This window comes from Methanoculleus receptaculi, assembly GCF_033472595.1.
In the GTDB taxonomy this organism is placed as follows: Archaea; Halobacteriota; Methanomicrobia; order Methanomicrobiales; family Methanoculleaceae; genus Methanoculleus; species Methanoculleus receptaculi.
Window position 1 is genome coordinate 1,724,461 of the sequence record NZ_CP137642.1, and the last position, 24,271, is coordinate 1,748,731.

The following is a 24,271-nucleotide window of genomic DNA, read 5'->3' on the forward strand; positions in this document are numbered from 1 at the left end:
GGTTCATGAAGGAGGGGGCTGAGATCTATCCATGCACCGCCGCGTCATAACCTTCTCAAGGAACGCGTTTCTCCCGCTGACAACGGTCTGTGCAAATCACTGCGGCTACTGCTCTTTCCGCACCCCGGTTCAGGAAGGCTGCATCATGCCGCCCGGGGAAGCGATCAGGACGCTTGAGGCTAGCGCCGCCCTCGGCTGCACCGAGGCGCTCTTCACCTTCGGCGAACGTCCCGGCCTCGTCCCGGGGTTCTCCGCGATGCTCGAACGGTTCGGCTACCATGACATCCTGGACTACGTCTACGACCTCTCCCTCGAGGCCATAAGATGCGGCCTTTTGCCGCACACGAACGCCGGGATCCTCACGTACCAGGAACTCAGCCGGCTCCGAACCGTCAACGCCAGCATGGGGCTGATGCTCGAGACGACCGCCGACGTCCCTGCGCACCGCAACTCCCCGGGGAAGGATCCGGCGGTGAGGATTGATATGATCGAGAACGCCGGGAAACTCTCTATCCCGTTCACGACCGGCATCCTGCTCGGGATCGGCGAGACGATGGACGACCGTGAGGAGTCGCTCCGTGTCATCTGTGACCTCCACCGGCGTTACGGCCACATCCAAGAGGTGATCGTCCAGAACTTCTGCCCCAAACCCGGTACACCGATGGCGGATGCAGCGGTGCCGGGCACTGACGAGATCTGCGCGACGATATCCCTTGCCAGGGAGATCCTGCCGCCGGACGTGGCCGTGCAGATACCCCCTAACCTCGTCGACGCATCCTGTCTGATCGGGTGCGGGGTCAGCGACCTCGGCGGAATCTCCCCGCTGACCATAGATTACGTCAACCCCGAGCACCCCTGGCCGCAGATCGAGGAACTCAAACGGATTGTCGGGGACGCCGAACTCCGCGAACGCCTCTGCATATACCCTCAGTACATCGAGAGGGGCTGGTATCCTCCGCTGCTCGAACCGCTGATCCGGCATCTCTCTGAGAGGATTGCCGCCTCCTCTCGGGGTGAGGGGGCATAACCTCATCAAGAATCCCGCTCAACACATATCGGAGTTCTGCGCATGAAACAGGGTGACCTGCTCCACAGTGGGAAGGCTAAATCCGTCTACCGCACCGACGACCCCGGGGTCTACATAATGAAGTTCCGGGACGACATAACGGCATTCGACGGGGAGAAGAAAGACACACTTTGCGGCAAGGGGGTATACAACGCTGAGGTCTCGTCCTTCTTCTTCAGATACCTGGAAGAACACGGGATACGGACGCATTACCTGGAGAGCACCGAACCCGGCACCATGGCGGTGCGTGCGCTTGAGATGATCCCTCTCGAGGTGATTGTGAGGAACATCGCGGCCGGGTCTCTCGTGCGCAAATACCCCTTCAGGGAGGGCGAACCGCTCGACCCGCCGGTGATAATCATCGACTACAAGAGCGACGCCCTCCACGACCCGATGCTGAACGATGACCTGGTCTTTGCTCTCCATCTTGCCACACCCGAGGAACTCGACCTGATCAAGGCCACAGCGCTCGCAATAAACGAGATACTCCGGGAATACCTTGATGCGCGCGGGATCACCCTTGTCGATTTCAAACTCGAGTTCGGCCGCGACAACGGGGATATCGTCGTTGGCGACGAGATCAGCATGGACTCGATGAGGCTCTGGGAAAAAGAGACCGGAGCCTCTCTCGATAAGGATGTTTACCGGTTCAGCAAGGGAGACGTGATGGAGACGTATGCCGCTGCCGCAAGACGCATACTCTCCCCGTCAGGAGGTGAGACTGCATGAAGTATACCGTTACCATAACCATCCGACTGAAAGAGGGGATGCTCAACCCTGAGGCGCGTGCCATCCAGCACGCCCTCAAGAACCTGGGGTTCCAGACTGAAGACCTGACCACAGCACGACTCTTCCGGATCAGGCTCGATGCTCCTGATGCAGCGGCGGCCCGGGAGACAGCCCGGCAGATGTGCGACCGGCTCCTGGCAAACCCTGTAATCCACGATTATGCGATCGAGGTCGAGTAAGGCATGAGGTTTGCTGTTGTGCAGTTCGGCGGCAGCAACTGCGACCGGGACGTATGCCATGTCCTTACCGATGTCTGCGGCGTCGATACCGACCTCGTCTGGTACAAGGACGGGCTCAGCCGTTCCTACGACGCCGTGGTGCTGCCGGGTGGGTTCTCCTACGGCGATTACCTCCGGCCGGGAGCGATCGCCGCGAGAACCCCGATCATGGCCGATGTCATCAGGCACGCAAAGACCGGGGGCCTGGTGCTCGGTATCTGCAACGGCGCCCAGATTGCCTCGGAGGCCGGGCTGGTGCCCGGGGTCTTCACGCTTAACACCTACCCGAAGTTCATCTCGCGGCACGTCCACCTCAGTGTCGAGAACACCACCTCGCCGTTCACGATGCTCTACCGGAAAGGGGAGGTGATCAGGATACCGATCGCACATGCGGAGGGTCGTTACGTCGCCCCGCTGATGGAGATTGCAAGACTGAACCGCGAGAAACGGGTCGCGTTCAGGTTCTGCGACGAACACGGGAACGTGGGACCGGAGAGCAACCCGAACGGCTCGACTGAGAGTATCACCGGCATACTGTCAGAGGGCGGAAACGTCCTCGCGATGATGCCGCATCCCGAGCGCGCAAGCGAGGCGGTGCTCGGGTCAGAGGACGGGGTCAAAATCTTTAACTCGATGGTAGCCTATATCGAAGAGTACGGGAGAAGAAGCCCCGCGCGAAAGGAGAAGAGGGCATGACTGAAAGTAATATCGAAAATGAGCATAACAGGGCAAAGGAATACGCAAAGGAGAGGGGCTACATCTTAAATCCCGATGAAAGACAGCTTGAGACCGTTCTCCGCGGGCTTGCCAGGAACAAGGAACGGTTCGGGGCGGCATACTGCCCCTGCAGGCTCAGGAGCGGGGACCCCGAGAAAGACCGGATCATCATCTGCCCCTGCATCTACCACGAGCAGGAGATAGAGGAACAGGGGTTCTGCCACTGCAGGCTTTTCTTCAAGAAGAAGTCCGAATAACCTTCTTTTCCCTGGCCCGCCGGTGGTGGAGCAGGAGTTACCAGCAGCCTCTCGCCTGACAGAAGAGAGCCTTCTGCCTTCCGGGAGGGTGCAGCGTGGGGAGAGTCCTTCCCTGGCACGGACGGGATGAAACTTCAGGAAAGTTTCCCACCGGCAACCGGGTGAGAACCCCTTGCGGACAGCGTCTCGATGGAGGATCGACCCCGTGGGGGAGGGGCTGACGGGAAGGGGGCGGGACGCCCCCTTCCCCGAGAAGAGACCACCCCCCACCCGGCGCTTTCAGCACACCTGGCAAGGGCAGGAACCGTCTGCCGGAGGGAGGAGGGCCCACCCCCCAGAGACCGAGAGATCCCGGACCATCTCAACCCTGGAAATTCACTTCTGCTGCTTTAGCGTTCTTCTGTGCCTGAAAGCATCGTAAACCGCGTAGAACCCGATCAAAACCGCGACGATATAGCCAAGCGTCGCAACAACCGAGATCGACTCTGGTATGGGGACGTCGGCCACCCCTATCACCAGCGACGAGCCCACAACGATCGCTGCCACCACAAGCCCAACGAGGAGTTTGTCGCTCGTCCGGTCGACGATGCCGCTGATCTGACGGAGGTCGCGGTCATCTATCCCGAACTTGATCGTCCCCTCAGAGAGCGTCCGAAGCGCCTCGTTGACGTTCGCCGGGAGGGCAAGCAGGCCATCAGCCGCGCCTGCAAGCGACCGCACCGCACCCTCCAGAGTTTCCATGGAGAACCGCTGCCTTGCGGCAATATCCGTCAGGTACGGCCGGATCCGGTGATCGAAGTTGAAGTCCGGGTCCAGCCTGACCCCGAGATCCATAACCATAACGATCACCTTCATTATCAGCATCAGGCTCGACGGCACCCGGATATGGTACCGCCGGAGGGTATCGGTCAGCCCCCGGATCGCGAACGCAAAGTTCACCCGCTTCAGTTTCGTCTCCCGATAATCCAGCAGGATCAGGTAGAGGTCGTCTTTTACGCTATCTACGTCCTCCCGCCTGATCCGAACGCCAAGACCTCCGAGCGCGGCAAGCACCCCGTCAACATCTGTCCTGCTCAACGAGAGGAGGAGATCCACAAAGACCTTCCTCTTCTCCGGCCGGATGACACCAAATATACCGTAATCCAGGACAGCGATCTCGCCCTGCCGGGTCACCAGCAGGTTGCCCGCGTGGGGGTCGCCGTGAAAGAACCCATCGACAAAGATCTGCTTGACGTAGGCGTAAAACCCAATCTCAGCGATCTCTACGGGGGAGACGCCCATGGCGCGTATGGCCTCCAGATCATCGATCCTGACACCCTCGACGTAGTCCATCACAAGCATCCGGGGGCCGGAGAGGTTCCAGTAGATCCGGGGTATCCTGATGCCCGGAACGTCTCTCAAGTTCCGCCTTAGCCGCTCCGCGTTCATCCCGTCCTGGGTGAAGTCCAGTTCACGCCGGATCTGGATTGCAAACTCCTCCACCATCCCCACAGCGTTGTAGACCTGGAGGTCCGGGAACATCGATTCCAGCCTGGCCGCAAGCGACTGCAGGATCAGGAGGTCGGTCTCGATCAGGTCGACTATCCCGGGGCGCTGCACCTTGAGGGCAACGACGCGGCCGCCCCTCAGGACAGCGCGGTGCACCTGTGAGAGGGATGCCGCCGCTGCCGGCTCCTCCTCGATCAGGTCGAAACAGTCCTCCAGGTTCCCGCAGTACTCCATGATCACCGGCCGGATCTCCTCAAACGGCAGCGGCGCAACCCGGTCCTGGAGCCTCTGCAGCTCCTCGATCAACTCGGGCGGGAGCAGTTCACGCCGGGTGCTCATGATCTGGCCGAACTTGATGTAAGTCGGCCCCAGTTCCTCGATGGCAAGCCGGATACGCTCGTAGATCGATCGTTTCTCCTGCGGACGTTTCCGGAGCGCCTGAAGCCGTTCGGCCCCCGGAATAACCTCCTCTACCAGGATCCCGAACCCGTATTTGACCAGCACATCTGCTATCTGGCGGTACCGCCGGAACCGCGTGACCATCACGGAAGGTTCTGCGCTCCGGGTAGATTAATGGATTGGTGAGCGGGAACCGCCCCGCGAGAACGACTTCCAGGGGTATGGGACGGCAAGGAATAGCAGCACCGAGAGGACGATTGCAAGCGGGATCGTCACAAGCCCCACCTCAAGCGAGGTCAGATCGGAGATCAGGCCGGTGAGCGCAACGCCGAGTCCGCCCACACCGACAGAGAGACCGAGCATCAGCCCGGAGACCAGGCCGACGTTTGCAGGGGCGATCTCGTGCGCCATCGCCACGCTGACCGCAAACGTCGACCAGAGGGCGAACCCGAAGACCATCAGCGCGACGAGCGAGATCGCTCCGCCCGCCGTGAGGAAGACCAGGAACGGTGGGATGGCGGCCATGAGGCCGAGGATGGTGCAGTCCTTGCGGCCGTAGCGGTCAGAGAGCGAGCCCCCGACAACCTGGCCGACGACCCCGGATATCAGCATCCCCGAGACCAGGAGGTTCGCGGTCACGAGGTCGAACCCCCGCAGGGTGAGGACGGTTGGGAGGTAGGCAACAGACCCGAAGATTGCCCAGGCACGGAGACCCGAGGCCGCGACCATGAGCGCGATCGCCCGATAGGATGTCCGGGCAACCGGTGCGGCGGCGGGCCGGGCTCCCTCGCGGCGGTCGGGGGTGGGGAGGATGCGCCGCAGAACCGCCGACATCAGTATGCCGGGGACGGCCAGGACAACAAGCCCCGGCAACCCCATCAGCCCGACGACCGCCCCGGCACAGATGGGGCCCAGCGCGTAACCGAGGTTCCCGCCGATCACAAAGTAGGAGGTGACCCGGCCGCGGACGGCGTCCCGGGTCAGGCGGCTGACCGTCCCCAAGGCGCTCGGGTGGAAGAGGGCGTGCCCGAACGCCGCGATGGTGACCGAGGCGATGATCAGGTAGTAGTTCCCGAGCAGACCGACGAAGGATATGAACGTCGCACTGATAAGGACCGTGATGCTGATATGGATGGCAAACCCCTTGTTGTCGTAGAGCCAGCCTGCAACCGGCTGCAGGAAAGACGAGGTCAGGTTGTAGACGGTGACTATCAGCCCTGCAAGGAGGAAGGAGTAGCCCTGCTCTGCGATCAGGAGAGGGAGGATTGCAGGGAGGACCGGCGAGTAGAGGTCGGTCACAAGATGGGCGGCGGAGAGCGCCCAGACCGGTTTTGTATCGGCAGCCACGGTTTAACTCAGATCCTTCTTCTTAAATGTATGGCCTCAACCGTGATATCCATGCGGTCGCTGCGGTGATGGGCGAACGTCCGCCTCATTGGAAACCTGCAGCGGATCACCTCCACCACAACCGCCCGACCCTCCGTATACGCGGCCACAAACGCTGCCGACCCCTGGTTGAAGATGCCGTAGACCTCGCCGGCAATTTCAAGCGCCCTGTCGATGAACGGCCGGTCGGCATGAACCTTCTGCGCCCCAAACGGCGGGTTCATAACAACGGTATCGCAGGCAAACCGACCCCAGTCAAGACCACTGTCGCGTACGTCGGCCACAACGAACTCGATATCCAGGCCGAGCCGGTCGGCGTTCCGCCGGGCTGCGGCCACCGCTGCCGGGTCTATATCAAGACCTGTCACGGCCGACGCCCCGAGGAGCGCCGCGCCGCAGCCCAGGATCCCCGTTCCGCAGCCGAGGTCAACGACCCTCCTCCCCTCGATCGCCCCCTGCATGGCGGCGTGGTGGAGGAGACGGGCAGCCACCGGAGCCGGAGTCCCGTACTGCTCAAGCCGCGAGGTCGGCCGCTCGAACCCCTCCAGGCGTTCGAGTTCCATCTCGAGATGGCGCAGGTTCATGGCGCGAGATACTCGTCGATTGTGTAATCGTCCAGCGATCGCGCGCCGCAGAGGATCTCAAACTCCGGCGGCGCCAGCACCGGGACGGGGAACCTGACCTGGTCATCGTAGGCAAGACGTGGGCATGCGGTGTTCACGTAGGCCTCAAACCCGAGATCGAGGAGAGCATCGGGCGAGACCTCGCGCATAACGACCAGGAACGCCTTCTCCGAGAGGCCGACGAGCCGTCGGGCCAGGTCAAGCCGCCTCTGGCCGCTCCTGCTGCTGAGGATGATCCCGTAGTTTGCAGCGTCCCGCGCCTTCTCCATAAGAGCGGCGCGGCGCCGGACCAGCCGGTCGGCATCGACCACCCCTGCCTGGCCGGTGAAGGGGTCAAGCGCGACAACCCTGGCACGGGTCGAAAGCCGGATACCGATGGGGTGGAACACCCCCGTCCCGACAAACAGGATCTCGTCCGCCCCCGTCGCCCGTGCTGCCGCGAAGTTGCAGCCGAGCACCTGGCCCGGGACCGGTGTCCGGCCGTCCCCCGCGGCGACCACCGCCTCGACCCCATGCTCCCGGAGGAATGCCGCCACCCCGTCGAGCAGATGGACGTGCTGGATGGTGGTGACAAGACCGATGCGGCGGGCTTTGAGGAGGGGAACAACACTCTCGAGCACGCTGAGATCGAAATCGATCCTAACTGGCTCGTAGACCACATCAGGACGCTCCTCCACCGGTGCGTGGCCGAAGTGGACCAGGACGTCGGCATACGCCAGGGCGTCGAGTGCGAGGTCGCAGCCGCCGTAACAGGCGTCCCCGCTGACGATCACCTCAAACCCCGCATCCCGGAGCGCGGCAGATGTCCCCGGCGCCTCTCTGGCAAGTCCCGCGGGGAACTGGAGGGCGACCCTCCGGGCCCCGCGGCTGCGGAGTTGCTCGATGAGATCAGAGATAGGTATCAACAACACGCACCCGATCCGGGGATACCTCGACCCTGACCAGCATCTTGCACGGCCGGCCGATATCCGCATCGCCCCGGCCGATGACGACACAGACGTCGGCGATCCCGGCACCCACCTGCCCGAGAGCGCTGATGAGGGCGCGGAGCGTTCCCCCCGTGCTGCAGACGTCGTCGATTAGCACAACCCGGTCGCCGGCGCCGACACCGTTCAGGTAGAGTTCCCCCTTCGAGTAGGCTGTGGTCTGGTGGACAGCGACCTCGCCGGGGAGACCGTAAGATCGTTTCCGGACGACCACCAGCGGAATATCGGTCATAAGCGAGAGGGTGACACCGATATGGATCCCCATCGCCTCGCAGACGACGATCTTGTCGACCCCCGATAGGTCAAGGACCCGCACCATGGTGCACCCGATCTCACGAAGGAGTGCGGGCTCAAGGAGCGGCACCCCGTCGGTGATCGGGTGGATGAAGTAGTTGTAGTCTCCCCGCTTCATGACGGGAGACGTCTCCAGAGAATGAATCAGCCGTTCAAGCATTCATATCACACATATCTGCCAGAAACTCTTCGACAACGTCGCGTGTGACGTGGGGCATGCAGACTATCCTCATGTGGCCCTGCCGGGTCATTGAGACCCGCCAGCCGGGTGGTGCACGCTCGCAGCGGAAAGTCGCGACGTTGACGTCCGGGGTCACGGCCCGGGGGCAGCCGAGCGTCTCCATCCCCTCGATCAGGCGCCGGCAGTTCTCCATGCACCCCGAGACCACGGCCTTCATCCCGTCCCTCCCCATGTACTCAAGGACGGCGACCGCCGCGGCCACAGGAGCGCCAGGCCGGGTGCCGGCAAGGGTGAACTCCCGCTTCACCGTGAGGTAGGGGGTATCCACGCTGAGGCGCGAGAACCAGTCCGGGTCGCGAACCAGGAGACAGCCTGCCGGGATGGTGCTCATCCCCATCTTGTGGGGGTCGACGGATATCGAGGAGACGCCGGGGAGCCGAAAGTCAAACGGGATCGGCCGGTCCAGGAACGGGGCGACCATCCCGCCAAACGCCGCATCGACGTGGAGGAAGATGTCCCGGTCAAGGGCGATCTCCGAGAGGCGGGCGATGGGGTCGATCATGCCGTATTCGGTCGTCCCTACGACACCGACGAGGGCAACGGTGTTTGCGTCGATCAGGTCTTCGGCCATCTCGACGTTCATCCGGAACTCAGGGTCGAGCGGCACCGTCCGTGCCTCAACTCCGAGCATGTCGCAGGCCTTTGTAAACGAGAAGTGGCCCGATGCCGGCATCACGACGTTGGGGGAGTTCACCGGTTTGAGTTTCTTTGCTATCCGGAGTGCCTGGATGTTCGACTCCGTCCCGCCGCTCGTAGCGTATCCCCCGGCATCCGGGCGGTGCATCAGAGTTCCGAGCCGCTCGACGAGAAGATCCTCAAGCGCGGATGTCCCGGGGAAGAGGCCGGGGTCGCCCAGGTTCGTCTCGATGAAGATCATGTGCGCCCGCACCGCAACAGGGTGGGGCGGTGTGCACATCGAGCTCAGGATACTCCGGTAGCCAAGGTCATCCTGCCGCTTTGATGAGAGAAAGGAGAATAGTTCCTCCTCCGGGCACCCAACATCACGCATTTCTTCTCGCTGCTTCAAGGAGGATCTGTTTCTCTTTACGCGCAACGGCCTCACGGATCCGCCGGACAGCATCGATGTTCGCCGAGACGCTTGATATTCCGTGCTCGACAAGCCAGGTGACCATACGGGGGTCTGAACCTGCCTGACCGCAGATGGAGCACTCGACCCCGTGCCTGCGGCAGGCGCTGATGGCGTAGTCGATCAGCCGGAGGACAGCGGGGTGTTCCGGCTGGTACATCTCAGCGACGTGCTCGTTGTTCCGGTCGATGGCCAGGGTGTATTGTATGAGGTCATTCGTCCCGAACGAGGCGAACCTGATCCCGGCCCTGATGAAGTCCTCGATGAGGACAACGCTGCTCGGGATCTCGATCATTATTCCGAGTGTGACGTTGTCCACATCGACCCCCAGGTCCTTCATAATCGCCCTGGCGCGGGTGAACTCGTCGGGGTGGTTTACCATCGGAAACATCACGCCAAGGTTGTCATACCCGGCGGCCCAGAGGCGCTTGAAGGCCTCCACCTGGAGACCGAACTGGTCGGGGGACTCCAGGTCGCGGCGGATGCCGCGCCAGCCAAGCATCGGATTGTGCTCGATGGGTTCCTCCTCGCCGCCCTCCATGTTCCTGAACTCGTCGGTCGGGGCATCAAGCGTCCTGACCCAGACGGGTTTTCCGGGGAACGCGTCGAGAACGGTCTTGATGCCGGTGTAGAGTTCAGTGATAAACTCTTCCTCGGCACCGTGTTCGATGTACCAGGAGGGTGTCTTGCCAAGCCCCAGGATGAGGTGCTCTATACGGAGGAGACCTACACCGTCCGCACCCGTGGCAGCTGCACGCGCTGCGGCCTCCGGCAGGGAGACGTTCACCTTCACCAGGGTGCCGGTGATGATGGGGGCTGCTGCGGCCGTCGCCGGTGCGGCCCTGGATACTGCCGGCGGCTCTACCGCTCCCTCGTAGACCAGACCCTTCTCGCCGTCGACGGTGACCATCTGTCCGTTCTTCAGGGTCTTTGTTGCCTTCTTCGTCCCCACAATCGCCGGGGTTCCGAGTTCCCGGCTCACAATCGCCGCGTGACAGGTCATGCCACCCTCGTCCGTGATGATGGCGTTGACACGCCGCATCGCGGGCACCATGTCGGGGTTGGTCATGGTGGTGACAAGGATGTCACCCTCTTTGACGGCGCTGGTGTCCTTGACGTCATGCACTATCACTACCTGGCCGCTCGCGACCCCCGGTGAGGCGCCCTGGCCCTGCAGGATCACGGCGCCGAGAGAGCCGCTCTTCTTCCCTGTTTCGGTGGTGCGTCTTACCCCCGGCTGCTTGATCGTTGTTATCGGCCGTGACTGGAGGATGTAGATCTCATCGCCGACGATCGCCCACTCGATATCCTGCGGGACACCGTAGTGGTCTTCGGCGATCTTGCCGAGCATCGCAAGCCGTGCCACCTCCTCGTCAGAGAGGACGGGGGCGAGCCGTTTCTCGGCCGGCGTCTTGATGGTCTTTGTGCCGTGCTGGCCGTCAGGCACGATCATGATATCCTTCTCTGCGATCAGGCGGTCGACCACACGCTCCGTGCGAAGGTCAAAGACGTAGTTGTCGGGAGAGACGCTGCCGGAGACGACGGCCTCGCCAAGCCCCCACGAGGCCTCGATGATAGTCAGGGGCTCCCCGGTGACCGGGTGGGAGGTGAACATGACCCCGGCCTTCTCTGACCGGATGAGTTCCTGGACAACGACGGCGATGTTCACGCTGCGATCGTCGAATCCCTGTTTTGCGCGGTAGTAAATGGCACGCGCGCCATAAAGCGACACCCAGCACCGCTGGACGGCGTCAAGGAGTGCTTCCTCACCGACGATGTTCAGGAAGGTCTCCTGCTGGCCGGCAAAACTGGCGTCCGGGAGGTCCTCGGCGGTGGCGCTCGACCGGACGGCGACGACCGTCTCCCCCCCGTCCATCCTGGCGTAGGCGCCAGCAATCTCCTGGCGGATGTAGTCGGGCATCGCGGCGTTCAGGACGATATCCTGCACCTCTCGCGATACAGATTCCAGCGCAGCGGTGTCATCGACGTCCAGACGCTCCAGCCTGCGAAAGATCTCGTCCTCGATCCCGGTCTCCACAAGAAACCTGCGGAACGCCTGAGCGGTCACCACAAAAGCCCGGGGCACCGGCAGACCGATGGCTGCCATCTCACCCAGTGAAGCCCCTTTCCCCCCCACGGAGATTATGTCTTCCTTTTTGATCTCTTCAAGCCACAGAACGTTGGGCATTTCCTTCATGCTCGCACCACACATATACTTCTCACCATTGCATAAAAGATTTAGGAGGAAAAAGCATCAAGACATATGATGTTGAACTAGTATGGGTTGAACCGTGAGATATAGGGTACTGGTCAGCGATCCGCTGGCAGAGGAAGGGCTTGATACCCTGAAAGAGTTTTGTGATCTGGATATCAAAACGGGGCTGACTGAGGATCAACTCGTCGATATCATCGGTGATTACGATGCCCTGCTGGTGCGCTCGGGGACAGAGGTTACGGCACGGGTTATCGAGGCGGGGAAGAGGCTCAAGTTTATCGGTCGCGCCGGTGCCGGGGTGGACAATATTGATACCGAGGCGGCGACCCGGAAGGGTATCATAGTCGCGAACGCTCCTGAAGGAAACACCCTGGCGGCCACCGAGCACACGATGGCGATGATGCTTGCTCTCGCGCGGAATATACCGCAGGCGAACGCTTCGGTTAAGAAGGGCGAGTGGAAGCGCTCGAAGTTCATGGGCGTCGAACTGAACGAGAAGGTCCTGGGTATCGTGGGGTTCGGGCGCATAGGCCGTGAGGTGGCGAAACGTGCGCAGGCGATGGAGATGAAGTGCATCGCTTACGATCCTTTCATCAGCAGCGAGCGGGCTGCAAGCCTTGGTGTGGAGATGGTGACGCTGGAGGACCTCTTCAGGAGAGCGGACGTCATCACCGTACATACCCCGCTTATAAAGGAGACGCACCACATGATCAACGCCGGGGCGATCGCGACGATGAAGGACGGTGTCCGGCTGGTCAACTGCGCCCGCGGCGGTATCGTCGATGAGAAGGCTCTCGCGGACGGGATTGCAAGCGGAAAGGTTGCCGGTGCTGCGCTGGACGTCTTCGAGAGCGAGCCGCCGACGGATTCGCCGGTGATCGGTCTTGAGCAGGTGATCGTCACGCCGCATCTAGGGGCAAGCACGGTCGAGGCGCAGAAGAACGTCGCCATCTCGATCGCAAACCAGTGTATCAGCGTCCTCTCGGGCGGCTCTGCGAAGTACGTGGTGAACGCTCCGGTTGTGCCGATGGAGCAGCAGGCGCTGATAGAGCCCTACGCGAGGCTTGCGCAGAAGATGGGCAGGCTTCTCATCCAGCTCATCGAGGGCAGGCTTGAGGCGATCGATGTCACCTACGGCGGCGAGGCTGCAAACCTGCCGAACACGAAGTTCATCACGCGGATGATCCTGAAAGGGATGCTTGACCCGATCCTGCAGGTGCCGGTAAACCTGGTGAACGCGGAGTTTGTGGCGAAGGAGCGGGGTATCCGGTTGAGCGAGACCACCACGGAAGAAGCGCAGGGGTTCAGGAACATCATCACCATAACGGCGAGGACTGACAGGATGACCGAGACGGTTAGCGGGAGCGTCTCGAGCCCGAACCGGGCGCGGATCGTGAGCATCGGGGGCTACATGACCGATCTGACGCCGACGGGGCACGTGGTCATCTCGCGCCACACGGATAAGCCGGGCGTCATCGGGAAGGTCGCGACGATCCTTGGCCGGACGAACGTGAACATCGCCGGGATGCAGGTCGGCCGCCACAGGCCGGGTGAAGAGGCGCTGATGGTTCTGACCGTCGATTCCCCGGTGCCGCCTGAGGCGATGGAGGAGATCAAGCGGGTCGATGGGATCCATACGGCAAAGTACGCGGAGATCTGAGCGCGCCGGGATCCCTCTCAGCCCTCCCTTCTAAGGGGCGATTTTGAGCCGGGCGAATGGTTTTATACCAAAAGAACCAACCTTGTTAATCGTCAGGCTGATGCGGGCTCGTGGTCTAGGTGGTTATGACGTCGCCTTGACATGGCGGAGGTCCTGAGTTCGAATCTCAGCGAGCCCATCACTCCTTCTGGAACTGAAAACCTGGTTTTCAGGCTTTTTGCACGCTGCTGGTTTCGGCGGCGTCAACGATTCTGACGTGTGAACTCGCCTCTTTTCCCCGGTAATGACGCGCGGGGGGGCAACCGCTTCACCTATGCAATCAGCCGCTCGCGATAATCTTATTTCGTCAGCCACCACCGGCGTCGGAGTGGGCCGTGGGGAGTGCGTGGCGATTGAACCGGTGGGAAGCCTGGCCAGGATGGAGAAGAGATTAGAGGGAGGGTTACGTGAGGCCGCAAGAGAGGGCCTCCGCCCTGGAAGTGTATCCATGAAGAATCGCCCTGTCCGGGGCAGAGCCTGAAACCACCGGTTTTATATCTTTCTGCTGCTCAACCTCCGGCTGAGAACATATTCTTATACAATTTTTTACAGAACCTACTGCACGGGGAGTGGGGTGTACCGCCGGTTGAAGTCCCGGGTCCACCTGCTCATGGCAGGCGATCCGGAGAGAGGCGGGCTGGCAAGCAGGTGTTTTGATGCCTGCTTGATGGCGCTGATCGTCGCGAACGTCATCGCGGTGATACTTGAATCGGTTGAAGGCATATTCCTGCATTACCGGGAACTCTTCTACACATTTGAACTCTTTTCTGTGACGGTCTTTTCTATCGAGTACATACTCCGGTTGTGGACGTGCACGGAGACCCCGGATTACCACGGGGCGGTTCTCGGGAGGGTTCGTTATGCGTTCACTCCTATGGCCCTGGTAGACCTAGTGGCGATACTGCCGTTCTTCCTGCCGATTCTGATCCCGATGGACCTGCGGTTCGTGAGGGCTGCCCGCCTCCTGAGGCTGTTCAGACTGCTTAAACTCGGGAGGTATTCTTACGCTTTCAAGATGTTGAGCGGCGCTTTCCAAAGATCAAAGGAAACTCTTGCGGTTGCGGCCAGCGTCCTGGTGGTACTCCTGATCTTCGCATCGAGTCTTATGTATTATCTGGAGCACGAAGCGCAGCCGGAGGCGTTTTCGAGTATTCCTCAGGCGATGTGGTGGACGATTGTGACTTTGACAACCGTAGGCTATGGCGACGTCTACCCGGTCACCCCGGCCGGGAAGTTGCTCGGCTCGTTCATTGCGGTGATGGGGATCGGGATGTTTGCCATACCCGCCGGAGTTCTGGCGACGGCCTTCATAGAGGAGATCCAGAAGAAGGGTTCGAAGACAACCCGGGAAGAAGAGACGACGGTGAGTCCTCAGGAAGAGACGATCGCCCTCCTGGAGAGGCTAGATGCGCTGCACGATAAAGGGGTGCTCTCTGACGATGAGTTCCTGGCCCAGAAGGAGAGGATACTGAAGCGATGATTGGCTCTGGAGCGGCAGGAAGTCGTGTTCGCCATCGACTGCGAGACTACGGGCATCACGAGGCACTCTGCGAGAGTCCTGTCGCCGGCGTTGCTCTTGTCGAAGGTATCAAGGAGGAGAGCGGAAGCGGGTCGCCGTCACGGAGGATGGCACGGGCACGCTCGCTTCGCTGTATTCGTCCGGGGCGGGGTCTCCAGCCTCCTGCTTTCTCTTCGACCTATCCCGGGGCTCATACATCGCCCTGAGTTCCGGTCAGCGCTGGGCGGGCCGTCCACATTGTCCCGATCACTGAATGGCTGGAAAAACTGTGAAGCCTTTCTGGAACCGGTGTGCACCGCCACGAAGTCTTCGGGGGTCACACTTCTGCGAGGGTCTGATGCATATCGAGGTATCGGGCACGGGAGAGGGCGCAACTTTCGGCGTTCGCAAGGAACGCATCGATCATCCCGGCCTGCTCGCGGCTCCAGACCTCTTGCGGGACGCATCTGAGAGAGAATGTCTCCTGCCCGGCAGGAGACGGACGGTGATGGGGTCACACGGGCTGAGGAGATCGACCGTCTTGAAAGGGAAAATGTTGCTATCGATTGGCAACCAGGCAGAAACCCGGTCTTCTATACGAGATGATGCAAGGGATTGCAGGTATACAGATCTTGCGGTGTCTGGATTTGAGACGCCCCCAGGAGCACAGGGGGTCTCCTCTCTCCCATCGAACCATCCGGCCGCGGGATTTTTCATCCACACTTAAGAATCTCTTCCCGGATCGGGATCCAGCGTAGACCTCCCCTGACTGGAACTTACCACAGCATATATAGAAGCATCCCCGCCACCCCGCCAAAGAACGTGGCGGTCAGGTTTGTGCCGGAGTTGCCGATCCTGCCGCTGTTCTCGAGCGTTGCCCCAACCACGCTGTCGACATTGGTTCCGATGAAACCCGCAATGACCGTCACAATGGCAAGTTTCGGGTCAGCAACGCCCATCACAAGGGCAACGGCAGCAACAATGATCGATGCCAGGATGGCCGCAACTTCGCCGCGCAGTGTCACCCCCCCGTTTGTACCCCGTGGCACGGGTTTGAAGGTGGTGATCAGGTATGGCGTCTTTCCCGTGACGCCTATCTCGCTTGCCGCGGTATCGGCAGCGGCCGAGGCAACACCACTCATGAATAGTGCCGCAAACGCCGGATTCCCGGTTATACCGTAGAGGATGGCGCCGCCTGTTGCCACAAGACCGTTTGCAAAGACGTTGAAGTAACCGCGCACCCCACCGTGTTCCTGCGCGACGCCGAACCGTTCCTTGTCAGCATAGCGGTAACGAGTTGCCGCTGCACCGATGATGAAGAATGTGAGCATGATGAGGAACCACCTGACGTCCGCAAAGACAATCAGTATGATCCCGATCATCGCCCCGGAGAACAGACCGCTGATGTCGGCAACCCTCAGATGGTAGGAGGTGTATCCGAACCCGAAGGCTATCACGGCCGCAGCGATGAGGATGCTCAGGTCGACCTCATACTTGAGCTCCTCAAAGAGGAACATGGTCATCGCGACGCCGAGCGCCTCCACCATCAGTGCATCGTCCCGCCCGCCGAGAACCGCCCTGAGGAGGACCGCAGCAACCACCCCCATCAGGGCGACAAGGGCCACGGTGTAGTGGAGGTAAAACATCACCGCAATCGACACAACGATTGCAGCAAGCATGTGGTAGAGATACGAGGCATGCTCCCCTCCGGTGAGGCGAAACGCCACCTCTCCGAAGACAACGATGCCAAGCGTGCAGGTGAAGACAAACGTCGAGAGCCAGCCAAGCCCATAGAGCACGGCAAGTGCAATTATAGATAGAGATACATAACGGGTATCCCTGATGAGAGAGAGAAGAAGCGAGAATAAAACGAGGAATAACGTGAGCAGCCAAGGCGGCTGTAGCAGAGGGGCAAGGCCTATGAAGACCAGGGTGAGCACCGATGAAAGAACCAGCCCCTGCAGCTTTGTCATTCTTATATGGTTGAAACTACATGAACAAAGCCTTTAGGGTCGACACCCGGTTTATCCCCTCCATTTTGCCTCTAACCCATCTGAATTCAGGATCCGTGGGCGGCCGGAGGAAAGTCACGTCGAACATTATATTTCCGAGAGAAGAGAGAGATTATACGCTGAAAATGTCGCCGTCACATCAACTACCCAAAAACTACGATATCGAAGAGGTGGAGAGGCGCTGGCAGTCAACCTGGCGGGATGAAGAGAACTATTTCGACCCCTCCTCGCCAGAACCCAGGTTTATCATCGACACTCCACCGCCATACCCAACCGGCAACTTCCATATCGGCAACGCATTAAACTGGTGTTATATTGACTTCATCGCGCGCTACAAACGCATGCGCGGCTACAACGTAATGTTCCCGCAGGGGTGGGACTGCCACGGCCTGCCCACCGAGGTGAAGGTCGAAGAGACGCACGGGATCACCAAAAACGACGTATCCCGTGAGAAGTTCCGGGAGTTGTGCCGCGACCTCACACTCGGGAACATAGAGAAGATGCGGGCAACCATGCGGCGTCTCGGGTTCTCCATCGACTGGAACCACGAGTACATCACCATGCTCCCGGATTATTACAGAAAGACCCAGGTGTCATTCCTGCGGATGCTTAAAGCCGGCGACATCTACCAGAGCGAGCATCCAGTTAACTTCTGCACCCGCTGCGAGACGGCCATCGCGTTCGCCGAGGTAAACTATGCATCCCGCACCACCAAACTCAACTACTTTGACTTCGACGGCATCGAGATAGCCACCACCCGACCGGAACTGCTCGCGGCCTGCGTTGCGGTGGCCGTCCATCCAGAAGACGAACGCTACACCGGGCTGCGGGGAAAGAAACTCAGCGTCCCGATCTTCGGCCACGAAGTCCCGGTGATCGAGGATCCCGCCGTCGATCCCTCATTTGGCAGCGGAGCGGTGATGGTGTGCACATTCGGCGATAAGACCGACGTCTACTGGTGGAAAGAGCATAACCTCGACCTGCGTAAAGCAATCAACCGGAAGGGGGTCATGACCGGGATCGCAGGGCCGTATGCAGGCATGACATCGGAGGCCTGCAGGGAGGCGATCCTTGCCGATATGGAGAGAGCCGGGATCCTGAAACGGCAGGAAGAGATCGAGCAGCGTGTCGGGACGTGCTGGCGCTGCAAGACCCCGATCGAGATCCTCTCGGAACGGCAGTGGTTTGTCCGCGTCCATCATGACGAGATCCTTGAAACGGCGCGGAAGATAACCTGGATCCCGGAACACATGTTCACGCGGATGGAGAACTGGGTAAACTCCATGGAGTGGGACTGGTGCATCTCCCGTCAGCGGATATTCGCGACCCCCATCCCGGTCTGGTTCTGCACCACCTGCGGCGAGATGGTTCTTCCAGCCGACGAGGAACTCCCGATCGACCCGACGGTCGACAAACCGCGGCACCCCTGTCCGAACTGCGGCGGGAACGAGTTCGCCGGCGAGAAGGACGTGCTCGATACCTGGATGGATTCATCCATATCAGTGCTCCACGTCACCGGGTGGGACGGGTCCAACAAAAAACCTCCATACTTCCCGGCACAGATCCGCCCCCAGGGCCACGACATCATACGGACATGGACGTTCTACACCATCCTCCGGGCGAAGGCGCTGGTCGGGAGCCATCCCTGGGAGCAGATCCTCATAAACGGAATGGTGCTCGGTGAAGACGGTTTCAAGATGAGCAAGAGCCGCAATAACATAATCTCCCCAGAGACGATCATCGAGCAATACGGCGCGGACGCCTTCAGGCAGTGGGGAGCAGCCGGCGCAGCGACCGGTTCAGACATCATGTTCAACTGGAACGATGTCGTCGCCGCATCCAGGTTCCAGACCAAACTCTGGAACATCTTCCGGTTTGTCATGGGGCATCTGGAACGTGGCGCCGACCCTGCTGCACCGGTGACCGAACTCTCCGACCGCTGGCTGCTCGTCCGTCTCTCCGGGACGGTCGCAGAGGTCACCGCCGCGATGGAGGGCTACCAGTTCGACCGGGCGCTCAGGGCTATACGGGAGTTTACCTGGAACAGCCTTGCCGACGACTACATCGAGATCGTGAAAGGCCGCCTTTATGGTGATGGTGAAGAGGGAAGAGCAAGCGCCTGCAGCGCCCTCAGGACTACTATGGACGTTCTCTTCCGCCTACTCGCCCCGATCATACCGCACTTCTCCGAAGAGTGCTACCATGCCCTAACCGGGAGGAGCGTGCATAAAGAGACCTGGCCGGAGTTTGAATACACCGATGAGGATGCGCAGCGTAAGGGCGACCTCCTGATGAAGACTGTTGCGGAACTCCGGCGCTACAAGCATGACCGGGGCATGGCCCTGAACGCCCCACTGGGGCACGTGACCGTTTACGCGCCGGAACATCTCGATGATGTCGGTGATGCTGGACGGGCGCTCGTCGCTGACCTGGAGTGGGTAACCGGTACGCCGCAACTCGAGGAGGCGGTGAGCGGCGTCGAGTTCAACATGGCGGTCATCGGGCCGACCCTCCGCGGTCGCGCCCGGGGGTTCATGGAGGCCGTTAAGGCTCTTCCACCGGGGGCTCTCAAAAACCCGCCTGCAACCGTCATGGTCGATGGGGAAGAGGTTGCCGTCCCCCCTGAGGCGTTCACGCCGAAGATCGCCTACCGGGTGGCGGGAGAGGATGTGGAAGTGCTCACGCTCGGGGATCTCGTCGTGACGATCGGACAAAAGCCCTGATCTCGTCTGCGACGAACCTGGCAACCACCTCTTCCTCGAGCAGAGCATCGACGATGGCAAACCGCACGGGATCGGATGCAGCGATCTCCAGATAGTTCTCCTGCACACGTTCAAGGATCCCGGCGTTCTCAAAGTATTCTCTCTTCGTTTCAGGATCGAGCCTTGAGATGGCATCATCCACGGGGAGTACCAGCAGGAACGTCCGGTCAGGCCGGATCGACCACCCCTCGTGGATCCGGCGCAACCAATCCAGTGGATCTGGCAGCACACCCTCAAGAACGACCGGCTGGTAGGCAAACCTGGAGTCGGCGTAACGGTCTGAGATGACGATCCTCCCCTCATCGAGCGCAGGCCGGATCAGCGTATCGATATGCGCGGCATGGTCGGCGCAGAAGAGCAGCGCCTCAGTGATAGGGTCCATCCGCTCGGCGATCGCCCGCCGCACAGCATCACCGACCCAGGTTGCACCGGGCTCACGGGTGACGATGGGATCCAGGTCAGCCAGGAGTTCATGGAGGCGGGCAAGGAGTGTGGTCTTCCCGCTGCCATCGATCCCCTCGATGGTGATCAGCAGGGCTGCCCCCTCCGGATCCACTCAAGCGGCATCGTGCCGCGATGGACGGCGGTCGCGACTATAGCCCCGTCAAACCCGGTATCGGCAAGGAGATGGATGTCATCGACCCCGGAGACTCCGCCGCCGTAGAGGAGGCGGCCGGGGTAGCATCCCCGCATCTCCTCAAGGCCCCCCCGGAGGAGGCCGCGTTCCGTCCCCACGGCACCGATATTCAGGATGATGCAGCCCTCAAACGCTAACTCCGATGCGAAACGCAGCATCTCCACCGGAGTTATCCCCCAGGGGAGCACCCGGCCATTCCTGATGTCGATGCTGAGATAGCCCCCAGGGTAGGCCGCAAGGTCCTCGATGCTCGCTGCCGCTGTCTCGGTGCCGACGACAGGTATCACACCATCGACCGCCGCTGAGTCTGCGGGCGACCTGCAACCGCGGTCCAGATAACACCGCTCGACCACTGCAGCACAGCGCCTGACCAGGTCGTCCTGTGGTCTCCCGCCCTGGATACTGTCCAGGTCGGCGATGTAGATGTACCGCGGCGAGAGAGAGGAGAGGTAGGCCCCGGGTTCTGCCGACGGCGCCAGCCCCCAGGTCAGCGGCCGGTAGGCAGAACGGTTGCCTGCCTTACCATGCACCACAACGCCCCCGGCAAGATCTACTGCAAGAATCAGTTCCATGTCCTCAACGTAATCACTATTAGGGTGAAGGATCATTAATTTCTATGCAATTACTCGTCAGCCCAAGCAGCATTGAAGAGGCAAACGCCTCGCTTTCCGCTGACATCATTGACGTGAAAAGGCCAGCTGAAGGCTCTCTGGGTGCTAATTTTCCATGGATCATCCGTGAGATCAAGGAGATCGCCGGCAGTAAACCAGTCAGTGCTGCAATCGGGGACAATGAGTATAAACCTGGAACCGCAGCACTTTCGGCATACGGTGCCGCACACGCCGGCGCCGATTATATCAAGGTCGGCCTGATGTTCGATGGTGCTGATCGTGCCCGTGAGGTCATCGAGGCGGTAACCACGGCGGTGAAACGGGAGTTTCCCGATAGATATGTTGTGATCGCGGCGTATGCAGATTTTAACAGGCTTGGCACGATCTCGCCGCTTTCGATCAGCCCGCTGGTTGCGGATGCAGGGGCTGACGTGGCCATGATCGACACAGGAGTTAAAGACGGGAGGGGTCTCTTCGCGTTCATGGATGAGGAGACACTTACCCAGTTTGTCAGGTGGAACCGTGAACTCGGGTTGAGGACCGCCCTTGCCGGTTCACTTAGGTTTGAAGACCTTGATGCCCTGAAACGGATCAACCCGGACATCATAGGTGTCCGGGGGATGGTCTGCGGTGGGGATCGGTCGAGCACGATCAGGGCGGAACTGGTTGAGAGAGCAAAGATGATGATTGGGTGATGTATGTACATCGAGAAACTGAAGATGGAAACAACATTTACATTCGATGACGTGCTGCTCGAACCCGCAGAGTCGTGGGTCGAGCCCGACGAAGCCGATGTCAGGTCGCGGTTCTCGCGGAATATTCCTCTCAATATACCTCTCGTGAGCGCTGCCATGGATACGGTTACCGAGTCGGCGATGGCGATCGCCATTGCCCGTGAAGGGGGTATCGGCGTCATCCACCGGAACATGACCCCGGAGAGCGAGGTTGCTGAGGTCAGGGTAGTCAAACAGGCAGAGGACCTGATCGAGCGCGAGGTGGTGGCGGTCAGCCCGGAGGCCACGGTCACTGAGGTGGAGCGGATCATGCGGCAGTACGGCATCGGCGGCGTCCCTGTAATCGAGAACGATAGAGTGATAGGTATCGTCAGCCGCAGGGACATAAGGGCGATCCTTCCCGGACACGGCGATGCGAAGATCAGCGACTACATGACGAAGAAGTTGATCACCGCAACAGAGGGTATCACGGCGGAGAACGCCCTCGAGACGATGTATGCAAACAAGGTCGAGCGTCTCCCGGTCGTTGATGATGATGGGTGCTTGGTCGGGATCATAACGATGCGGGACATCCTGGAGAAGAGGCAGTACCCCCGCGCAACCCGTGATTCAAACGGTAAACTCCGGGTTGCAGCCGCCGTAGGGCCATTTGATTTCAATCGCGCTGTGATGCTGGCCGATGCGGGTGCTGACACCCTGGTGGTGGACTGTGCCCATGGCCACAACATGAACGTCGTCAGGGCGGTCGGCGAGATCAAGGCGAGCGTCACGGTGGATGTGGTTGCCGGAAACATCGCAACAAAACAGGCGGCCCTGGCCCTCCTGGATACCGTCGACGGGCTGAAGGTGGGTATAGGGCCCGGATCAATCTGCACAACCAGGATCGTCGCGGGTGTGGGCGTCCCGCAGATCTCGGCGATAGCAAACGTTGCGGAGGTGGCGAGCGAGGCCGATGTGCCGGTCATCGCCGATGGCGGCATCCGGTACTCCGGGGATATCGCAAAGGCGATCGCCGCGGGTGCGGACTGTATCATGGCAGGCAGCCTCTTTGCCGGAACAGACGAGGCGCCGGGGAGGATTACAACGATAAAGGGCCGGCGCTACAAGCAGTACCGGGGCATGGGATCGCTTGGCGTCATGAGCAGCGGCGAGTCCAGTGACCGTTACTTCCAGAAAAAAGAGTTTGGAAGGACCAAGTTCGTTCCGGAGGGTGTCGAAGGCGTCACCCCTTACGTCGGCCGGGTCTCTGATGTCATCTACCAGCTTGTTGGCGGCCTGAAGTCGGCAATGGGCTACACAGGCTCAAAGACAGTAGCGGACCTGAAAAGAAACGGAAGATTCATCAGGATAACCCCCGCCGGTTATGGGGAGAGCCATCCCCATAACATCATGATCACCGATGAGGCGCCGAATTACCGTCTCTTAGAGTGATAAATTTTTATGCTGTGATCACTAACACTAAGTTAGTATGCTTGAGAGGGGCGACGTTTCCCGGCTCCTGGACATCCTGGGAAACCGGAATAGAAGACGAATAATTGAACTGCTGGGGCAGAAACCGTGTTTCGTGACAGAGATCTCCGAGCGCCTGCTGCTCAGTCCGAAAGCAGTAATTGAGCATCTGCAACTGATGGAGCGGGAGCAGATCCTTGGATCATACCAGGATGAGCGAAGGCGAAAGTATTACTACCTCTCGCATGACATCAATCTCATCATAAACCTGCAGAAGCAGGATGATATTGTCCTGTCCCCCCGTGAGGAGGACCGGCATGCACGGATCACAAGAGACCTCGTGTTGCTCAGGAGGATGATCAGGGCTCATGACGAACTCCTGGAAAACCTTGAACACCTGGAAGGCGAGATTGAGTCACGGTTCGCCTGGCTCATGGGCGAGGGAATCTTCACAGATGAAGGAGAGTTGAAGATCATCCTCGCCCTCGTGCATTCCGACATGGAACTCGGGGATCTGGAGGAAATGTGCGGCCTGTCCGCTGATGAGCTGAAAAAGAGACTGGGCAACCTCATGAAGATGGGGATTGTCGAGAAGACGAACAACCGATACCGGATAAGTGTTACACATGGCGGATAACCCTTACGACGAGATGTTTCGAAAGATCGAGCGACTGATGGAGCGGATCCTTAGCGATCTGCCCGATTACGACCCGAAGATCATCGGGTTTACCATCATCAGTGGGCCGATGGGAGAGGGTTTTTATCCCTACTTTTCCGAAGACAACTACGATGACCCCGAGGTTGAGGTGATCGAGGGGGATGACTGCATCTATATAACAACGGTGGCAAACGCCCTGGCGGACGGTGCACCCTACGTCACGTTCCATAAAAGATCTGTGACCCTCTGCACCGGCGGTGAGAGGGAGATGATAGTGGACCTCAATTGCGAGATAGACCTGGTGCACAGTTCCTACAACGTGCAGCACGGTGTGATCGATGTTGTCTGCCGGAAAAAGGAGATGTCGGGAGAGACCCGCAGGCCTTGAACCGCGTTAATGTGGGGGCAAACCCCCCAAAGAACCTGTTTTCGTGATGGCACGCGA

Annotated in this window: 23 protein-coding genes and 1 tRNA gene; 14 read left to right on the forward strand and 10 right to left on the reverse strand. The window is 60.3% G+C overall.

Going from position 1 to position 24,271, the window contains the following annotated elements:
- The first annotated feature begins 31 nt into the window (after positions 1 to 31).
- From cofG to R6Y96_RS08890, 5 genes are read left to right on the forward strand one after another with little or no spacing between them, the layout of a single operon-like run.
- Positions 32 to 1,027: a 7,8-didemethyl-8-hydroxy-5-deazariboflavin synthase CofG gene (cofG, locus tag R6Y96_RS08870; protein WP_318620979.1), complete on the forward strand. Its 996-nt coding sequence runs from the start codon at positions 32 to 34 to the stop codon at positions 1,025 to 1,027.
- Between the two features lie 42 nt (positions 1,028 to 1,069).
- Entirely contained in the window at positions 1,070 to 1,795 is a 726-nt protein-coding gene (gene purC / locus R6Y96_RS08875) for a phosphoribosylaminoimidazolesuccinocarboxamide synthase (protein ID WP_318620981.1), read from the forward strand.
- Positions 1,792 to 2,034, forward strand: a complete 243-nt coding sequence (gene purS, locus R6Y96_RS08880) for a phosphoribosylformylglycinamidine synthase subunit PurS (RefSeq protein WP_318620984.1) — start codon at positions 1,792 to 1,794, stop codon at positions 2,032 to 2,034. The genes purC and purS overlap by 4 nt, the downstream gene beginning before the upstream one ends.
- A 3-nt stretch (positions 2,035 to 2,037) precedes the next feature.
- Complete coding sequence (gene purQ / locus R6Y96_RS08885) at positions 2,038 to 2,769, forward strand: phosphoribosylformylglycinamidine synthase I (RefSeq protein WP_318620987.1); 732 nt, start codon at positions 2,038 to 2,040, stop codon at positions 2,767 to 2,769.
- Entirely contained in the window at positions 2,766 to 3,047 is a 282-nt protein-coding gene (locus tag R6Y96_RS08890; protein ID WP_318620989.1) for a ferredoxin-thioredoxin reductase catalytic domain-containing protein, read from the forward strand. The genes purQ and R6Y96_RS08890 overlap by 4 nt, the downstream gene beginning before the upstream one ends.
- A 375-nt stretch (positions 3,048 to 3,422) precedes the next feature.
- Here R6Y96_RS08890 and R6Y96_RS08895 read toward each other — a convergent pair whose 3' ends face one another.
- From R6Y96_RS08895 to ppsA, 7 genes are read right to left on the reverse strand one after another with little or no spacing between them, the layout of a single operon-like run.
- Entirely contained in the window at positions 3,423 to 5,078 is a 1,656-nt protein-coding gene (locus R6Y96_RS08895; protein WP_318620991.1) for an ABC1 kinase family protein, read from the reverse strand.
- Positions 5,079 to 5,105: 27 nt separating this feature from the next.
- Positions 5,106 to 6,281, reverse strand: a complete 1,176-nt coding sequence (locus R6Y96_RS08900; protein WP_318620994.1) for an MFS transporter — start codon at positions 6,279 to 6,281, stop codon at positions 5,106 to 5,108.
- 8 nt (positions 6,282 to 6,289) lie between these two features.
- Positions 6,290 to 6,904 (reverse strand): METTL5 family protein, encoded by a 615-nt coding sequence (locus R6Y96_RS08905; protein WP_318620997.1) that lies wholly within the window; start codon positions 6,902 to 6,904, stop codon positions 6,290 to 6,292.
- Positions 6,901 to 7,848: a diphthamide biosynthesis enzyme Dph2 gene (gene dph2, locus R6Y96_RS08910; RefSeq protein ID WP_318620999.1), complete on the reverse strand. Its 948-nt coding sequence runs from the start codon at positions 7,846 to 7,848 to the stop codon at positions 6,901 to 6,903. Before dph2 ends, R6Y96_RS08905 begins: the two co-directional genes overlap by 4 nt.
- A complete protein-coding gene (hpt, locus tag R6Y96_RS08915; RefSeq protein ID WP_318621001.1) occupies positions 7,832 to 8,383 on the reverse strand; it encodes a hypoxanthine/guanine phosphoribosyltransferase in 552 nt (183 codons plus the stop codon). The genes dph2 and hpt overlap by 17 nt, the downstream gene beginning before the upstream one ends.
- A complete protein-coding gene (mfnA, locus tag R6Y96_RS08920; RefSeq protein WP_318621002.1) occupies positions 8,376 to 9,473 on the reverse strand; it encodes a tyrosine decarboxylase MfnA in 1,098 nt (365 codons plus the stop codon). The genes hpt and mfnA overlap by 8 nt, the downstream gene beginning before the upstream one ends.
- Entirely contained in the window at positions 9,466 to 11,748 is a 2,283-nt protein-coding gene (gene ppsA / locus R6Y96_RS08925; RefSeq protein WP_318621003.1) for a phosphoenolpyruvate synthase, read from the reverse strand. The genes mfnA and ppsA overlap by 8 nt, the downstream gene beginning before the upstream one ends.
- Positions 11,749 to 11,842: 94 nt before the next feature.
- Between ppsA and serA the strand changes: the two genes are divergently transcribed.
- The 4 genes from serA to R6Y96_RS08945 all read left to right on the forward strand — a co-directional run bounded on the left by serA (position 11,843) and on the right by R6Y96_RS08945 (position 15,190).
- Complete coding sequence (gene serA, locus R6Y96_RS08930; RefSeq protein ID WP_318621005.1) at positions 11,843 to 13,426, forward strand: phosphoglycerate dehydrogenase; 1,584 nt, start codon at positions 11,843 to 11,845, stop codon at positions 13,424 to 13,426.
- 104 nt (positions 13,427 to 13,530) lie between these two features.
- Positions 13,531 to 13,604, forward strand: a tRNA-Val gene (locus tag R6Y96_RS08935).
- A 447-nt stretch (positions 13,605 to 14,051) separates the two neighbouring features.
- Complete coding sequence (locus R6Y96_RS08940; protein ID WP_318621007.1) at positions 14,052 to 14,945, forward strand: ion transporter; 894 nt, start codon at positions 14,052 to 14,054, stop codon at positions 14,943 to 14,945.
- On the forward strand, positions 14,942 to 15,190 hold the full coding sequence (locus tag R6Y96_RS08945; protein ID WP_318621008.1) for a hypothetical protein: 249 nt from the start codon (positions 14,942 to 14,944) through the stop codon (positions 15,188 to 15,190). The genes R6Y96_RS08940 and R6Y96_RS08945 overlap by 4 nt, the downstream gene beginning before the upstream one ends.
- 549 nt (positions 15,191 to 15,739) lie before the next feature.
- Here the strand turns inward: R6Y96_RS08945 and R6Y96_RS08950 are convergent.
- Entirely contained in the window at positions 15,740 to 16,936 is a 1,197-nt protein-coding gene (locus R6Y96_RS08950) for a DUF92 domain-containing protein (RefSeq protein WP_318621009.1), read from the reverse strand.
- Positions 16,937 to 17,100: 164 nt separating this feature from the next.
- Here R6Y96_RS08950 and R6Y96_RS08955 point away from each other — a divergent pair, with 164 nt between their 5' ends.
- Entirely contained in the window at positions 17,101 to 19,698 is a 2,598-nt protein-coding gene (locus R6Y96_RS08955; protein WP_318621010.1) for a valine--tRNA ligase, read from the forward strand.
- On the opposite strand, the gene tmk is transcribed toward R6Y96_RS08955, so the two are convergent.
- Together tmk and R6Y96_RS08965 are read right to left on the reverse strand one after the other, a co-directional pair.
- Positions 19,655 to 20,272, reverse strand: coding sequence for a dTMP kinase (tmk, locus tag R6Y96_RS08960; protein WP_318622515.1), 618 nt, complete (start codon positions 20,270 to 20,272; stop codon positions 19,655 to 19,657). The two genes, R6Y96_RS08955 and tmk, sit on opposite strands and share 44 nt — an antisense overlap.
- Positions 20,266 to 20,946 (reverse strand): HisA/HisF-related TIM barrel protein, encoded by a 681-nt coding sequence (locus R6Y96_RS08965; RefSeq protein ID WP_318621011.1) that lies wholly within the window; start codon positions 20,944 to 20,946, stop codon positions 20,266 to 20,268. The genes tmk and R6Y96_RS08965 overlap by 7 nt, the downstream gene beginning before the upstream one ends.
- 44 nt (positions 20,947 to 20,990) lie before the next feature.
- Here R6Y96_RS08965 and R6Y96_RS08970 point away from each other — a divergent pair, with 44 nt between their 5' ends.
- From R6Y96_RS08970 to R6Y96_RS08985, 4 genes are read left to right on the forward strand one after another with little or no spacing between them, the layout of a single operon-like run.
- Positions 20,991 to 21,680, forward strand: a complete 690-nt coding sequence (locus R6Y96_RS08970) for a (5-formylfuran-3-yl)methyl phosphate synthase (RefSeq protein WP_318621014.1) — start codon at positions 20,991 to 20,993, stop codon at positions 21,678 to 21,680.
- 3 nt (positions 21,681 to 21,683) lie between these two features.
- Positions 21,684 to 23,150, forward strand: a complete 1,467-nt coding sequence (gene guaB / locus R6Y96_RS08975; protein ID WP_318621015.1) for an IMP dehydrogenase — start codon at positions 21,684 to 21,686, stop codon at positions 23,148 to 23,150.
- A 37-nt stretch (positions 23,151 to 23,187) separates the two neighbouring features.
- On the forward strand, positions 23,188 to 23,805 hold the full coding sequence (locus tag R6Y96_RS08980) for an ArsR/SmtB family transcription factor (protein ID WP_318621017.1): 618 nt from the start codon (positions 23,188 to 23,190) through the stop codon (positions 23,803 to 23,805).
- A complete protein-coding gene (locus tag R6Y96_RS08985; protein WP_318621018.1) occupies positions 23,795 to 24,214 on the forward strand; it encodes a hypothetical protein in 420 nt (139 codons plus the stop codon). Before R6Y96_RS08980 ends, R6Y96_RS08985 begins: the two co-directional genes overlap by 11 nt.
- Positions 24,215 to 24,271: the final 57 nt, after the last annotated feature.

Bases quoted from the DNA above. Each gene is read 5' to 3' on its own strand.
- cofG (WP_318620979.1), top strand. From the start codon at position 32: ATGCACCGCCGCGTCATAACCTTCTCAAGGAACGCGTTTCTCCCGCTG.
- R6Y96_RS08890 (WP_318620989.1), top strand. From the start codon at position 2,766: ATGACTGAAAGTAATATCGAAAATGAGCATAACAGGGCAAAGGAATAC.
- ppsA (WP_318621003.1), bottom strand. From the start codon at position 11,748: ATGAAGGAAATGCCCAACGTTCTGTGGCTTGAAGAGATCAAAAAGGAA.
- mfnA (WP_318621002.1), bottom strand. From the start codon at position 9,473: ATGCGTGATGTTGGGTGCCCGGAGGAGGAACTATTCTCCTTTCTCTCA.
- R6Y96_RS08985 (WP_318621018.1), top strand. From the start codon at position 23,795: ATGGCGGATAACCCTTACGACGAGATGTTTCGAAAGATCGAGCGACTG.
- purC (WP_318620981.1), top strand. From the start codon at position 1,070: ATGAAACAGGGTGACCTGCTCCACAGTGGGAAGGCTAAATCCGTCTAC.
- hpt (WP_318621001.1), bottom strand. From the start codon at position 8,383: ATGCTTGAACGGCTGATTCATTCTCTGGAGACGTCTCCCGTCATGAAG.
- R6Y96_RS08980 (WP_318621017.1), top strand. From the start codon at position 23,188: ATGCTTGAGAGGGGCGACGTTTCCCGGCTCCTGGACATCCTGGGAAAC.
- R6Y96_RS08945 (WP_318621008.1), top strand. From the start codon at position 14,942: ATGATTGGCTCTGGAGCGGCAGGAAGTCGTGTTCGCCATCGACTGCGA.
- R6Y96_RS08965 (WP_318621011.1), bottom strand. From the start codon at position 20,946: ATGGAACTGATTCTTGCAGTAGATCTTGCCGGGGGCGTTGTGGTGCAT.
- guaB (WP_318621015.1), top strand. From the start codon at position 21,684: ATGTACATCGAGAAACTGAAGATGGAAACAACATTTACATTCGATGAC.
- R6Y96_RS08905 (WP_318620997.1), bottom strand. From the start codon at position 6,904: ATGAACCTGCGCCATCTCGAGATGGAACTCGAACGCCTGGAGGGGTTC.
- R6Y96_RS08950 (WP_318621009.1), bottom strand. From the start codon at position 16,936: ATGACAAAGCTGCAGGGGCTGGTTCTTTCATCGGTGCTCACCCTGGTC.
- purS (WP_318620984.1), top strand. From the start codon at position 1,792: ATGAAGTATACCGTTACCATAACCATCCGACTGAAAGAGGGGATGCTC.
- R6Y96_RS08895 (WP_318620991.1), bottom strand. From the start codon at position 5,078: ATGGTCACGCGGTTCCGGCGGTACCGCCAGATAGCAGATGTGCTGGTC.
- R6Y96_RS08955 (WP_318621010.1), top strand. From the start codon at position 17,101: ATGTCGCCGTCACATCAACTACCCAAAAACTACGATATCGAAGAGGTG.
- R6Y96_RS08970 (WP_318621014.1), top strand. From the start codon at position 20,991: ATGCAATTACTCGTCAGCCCAAGCAGCATTGAAGAGGCAAACGCCTCG.
- purQ (WP_318620987.1), top strand. From the start codon at position 2,038: ATGAGGTTTGCTGTTGTGCAGTTCGGCGGCAGCAACTGCGACCGGGAC.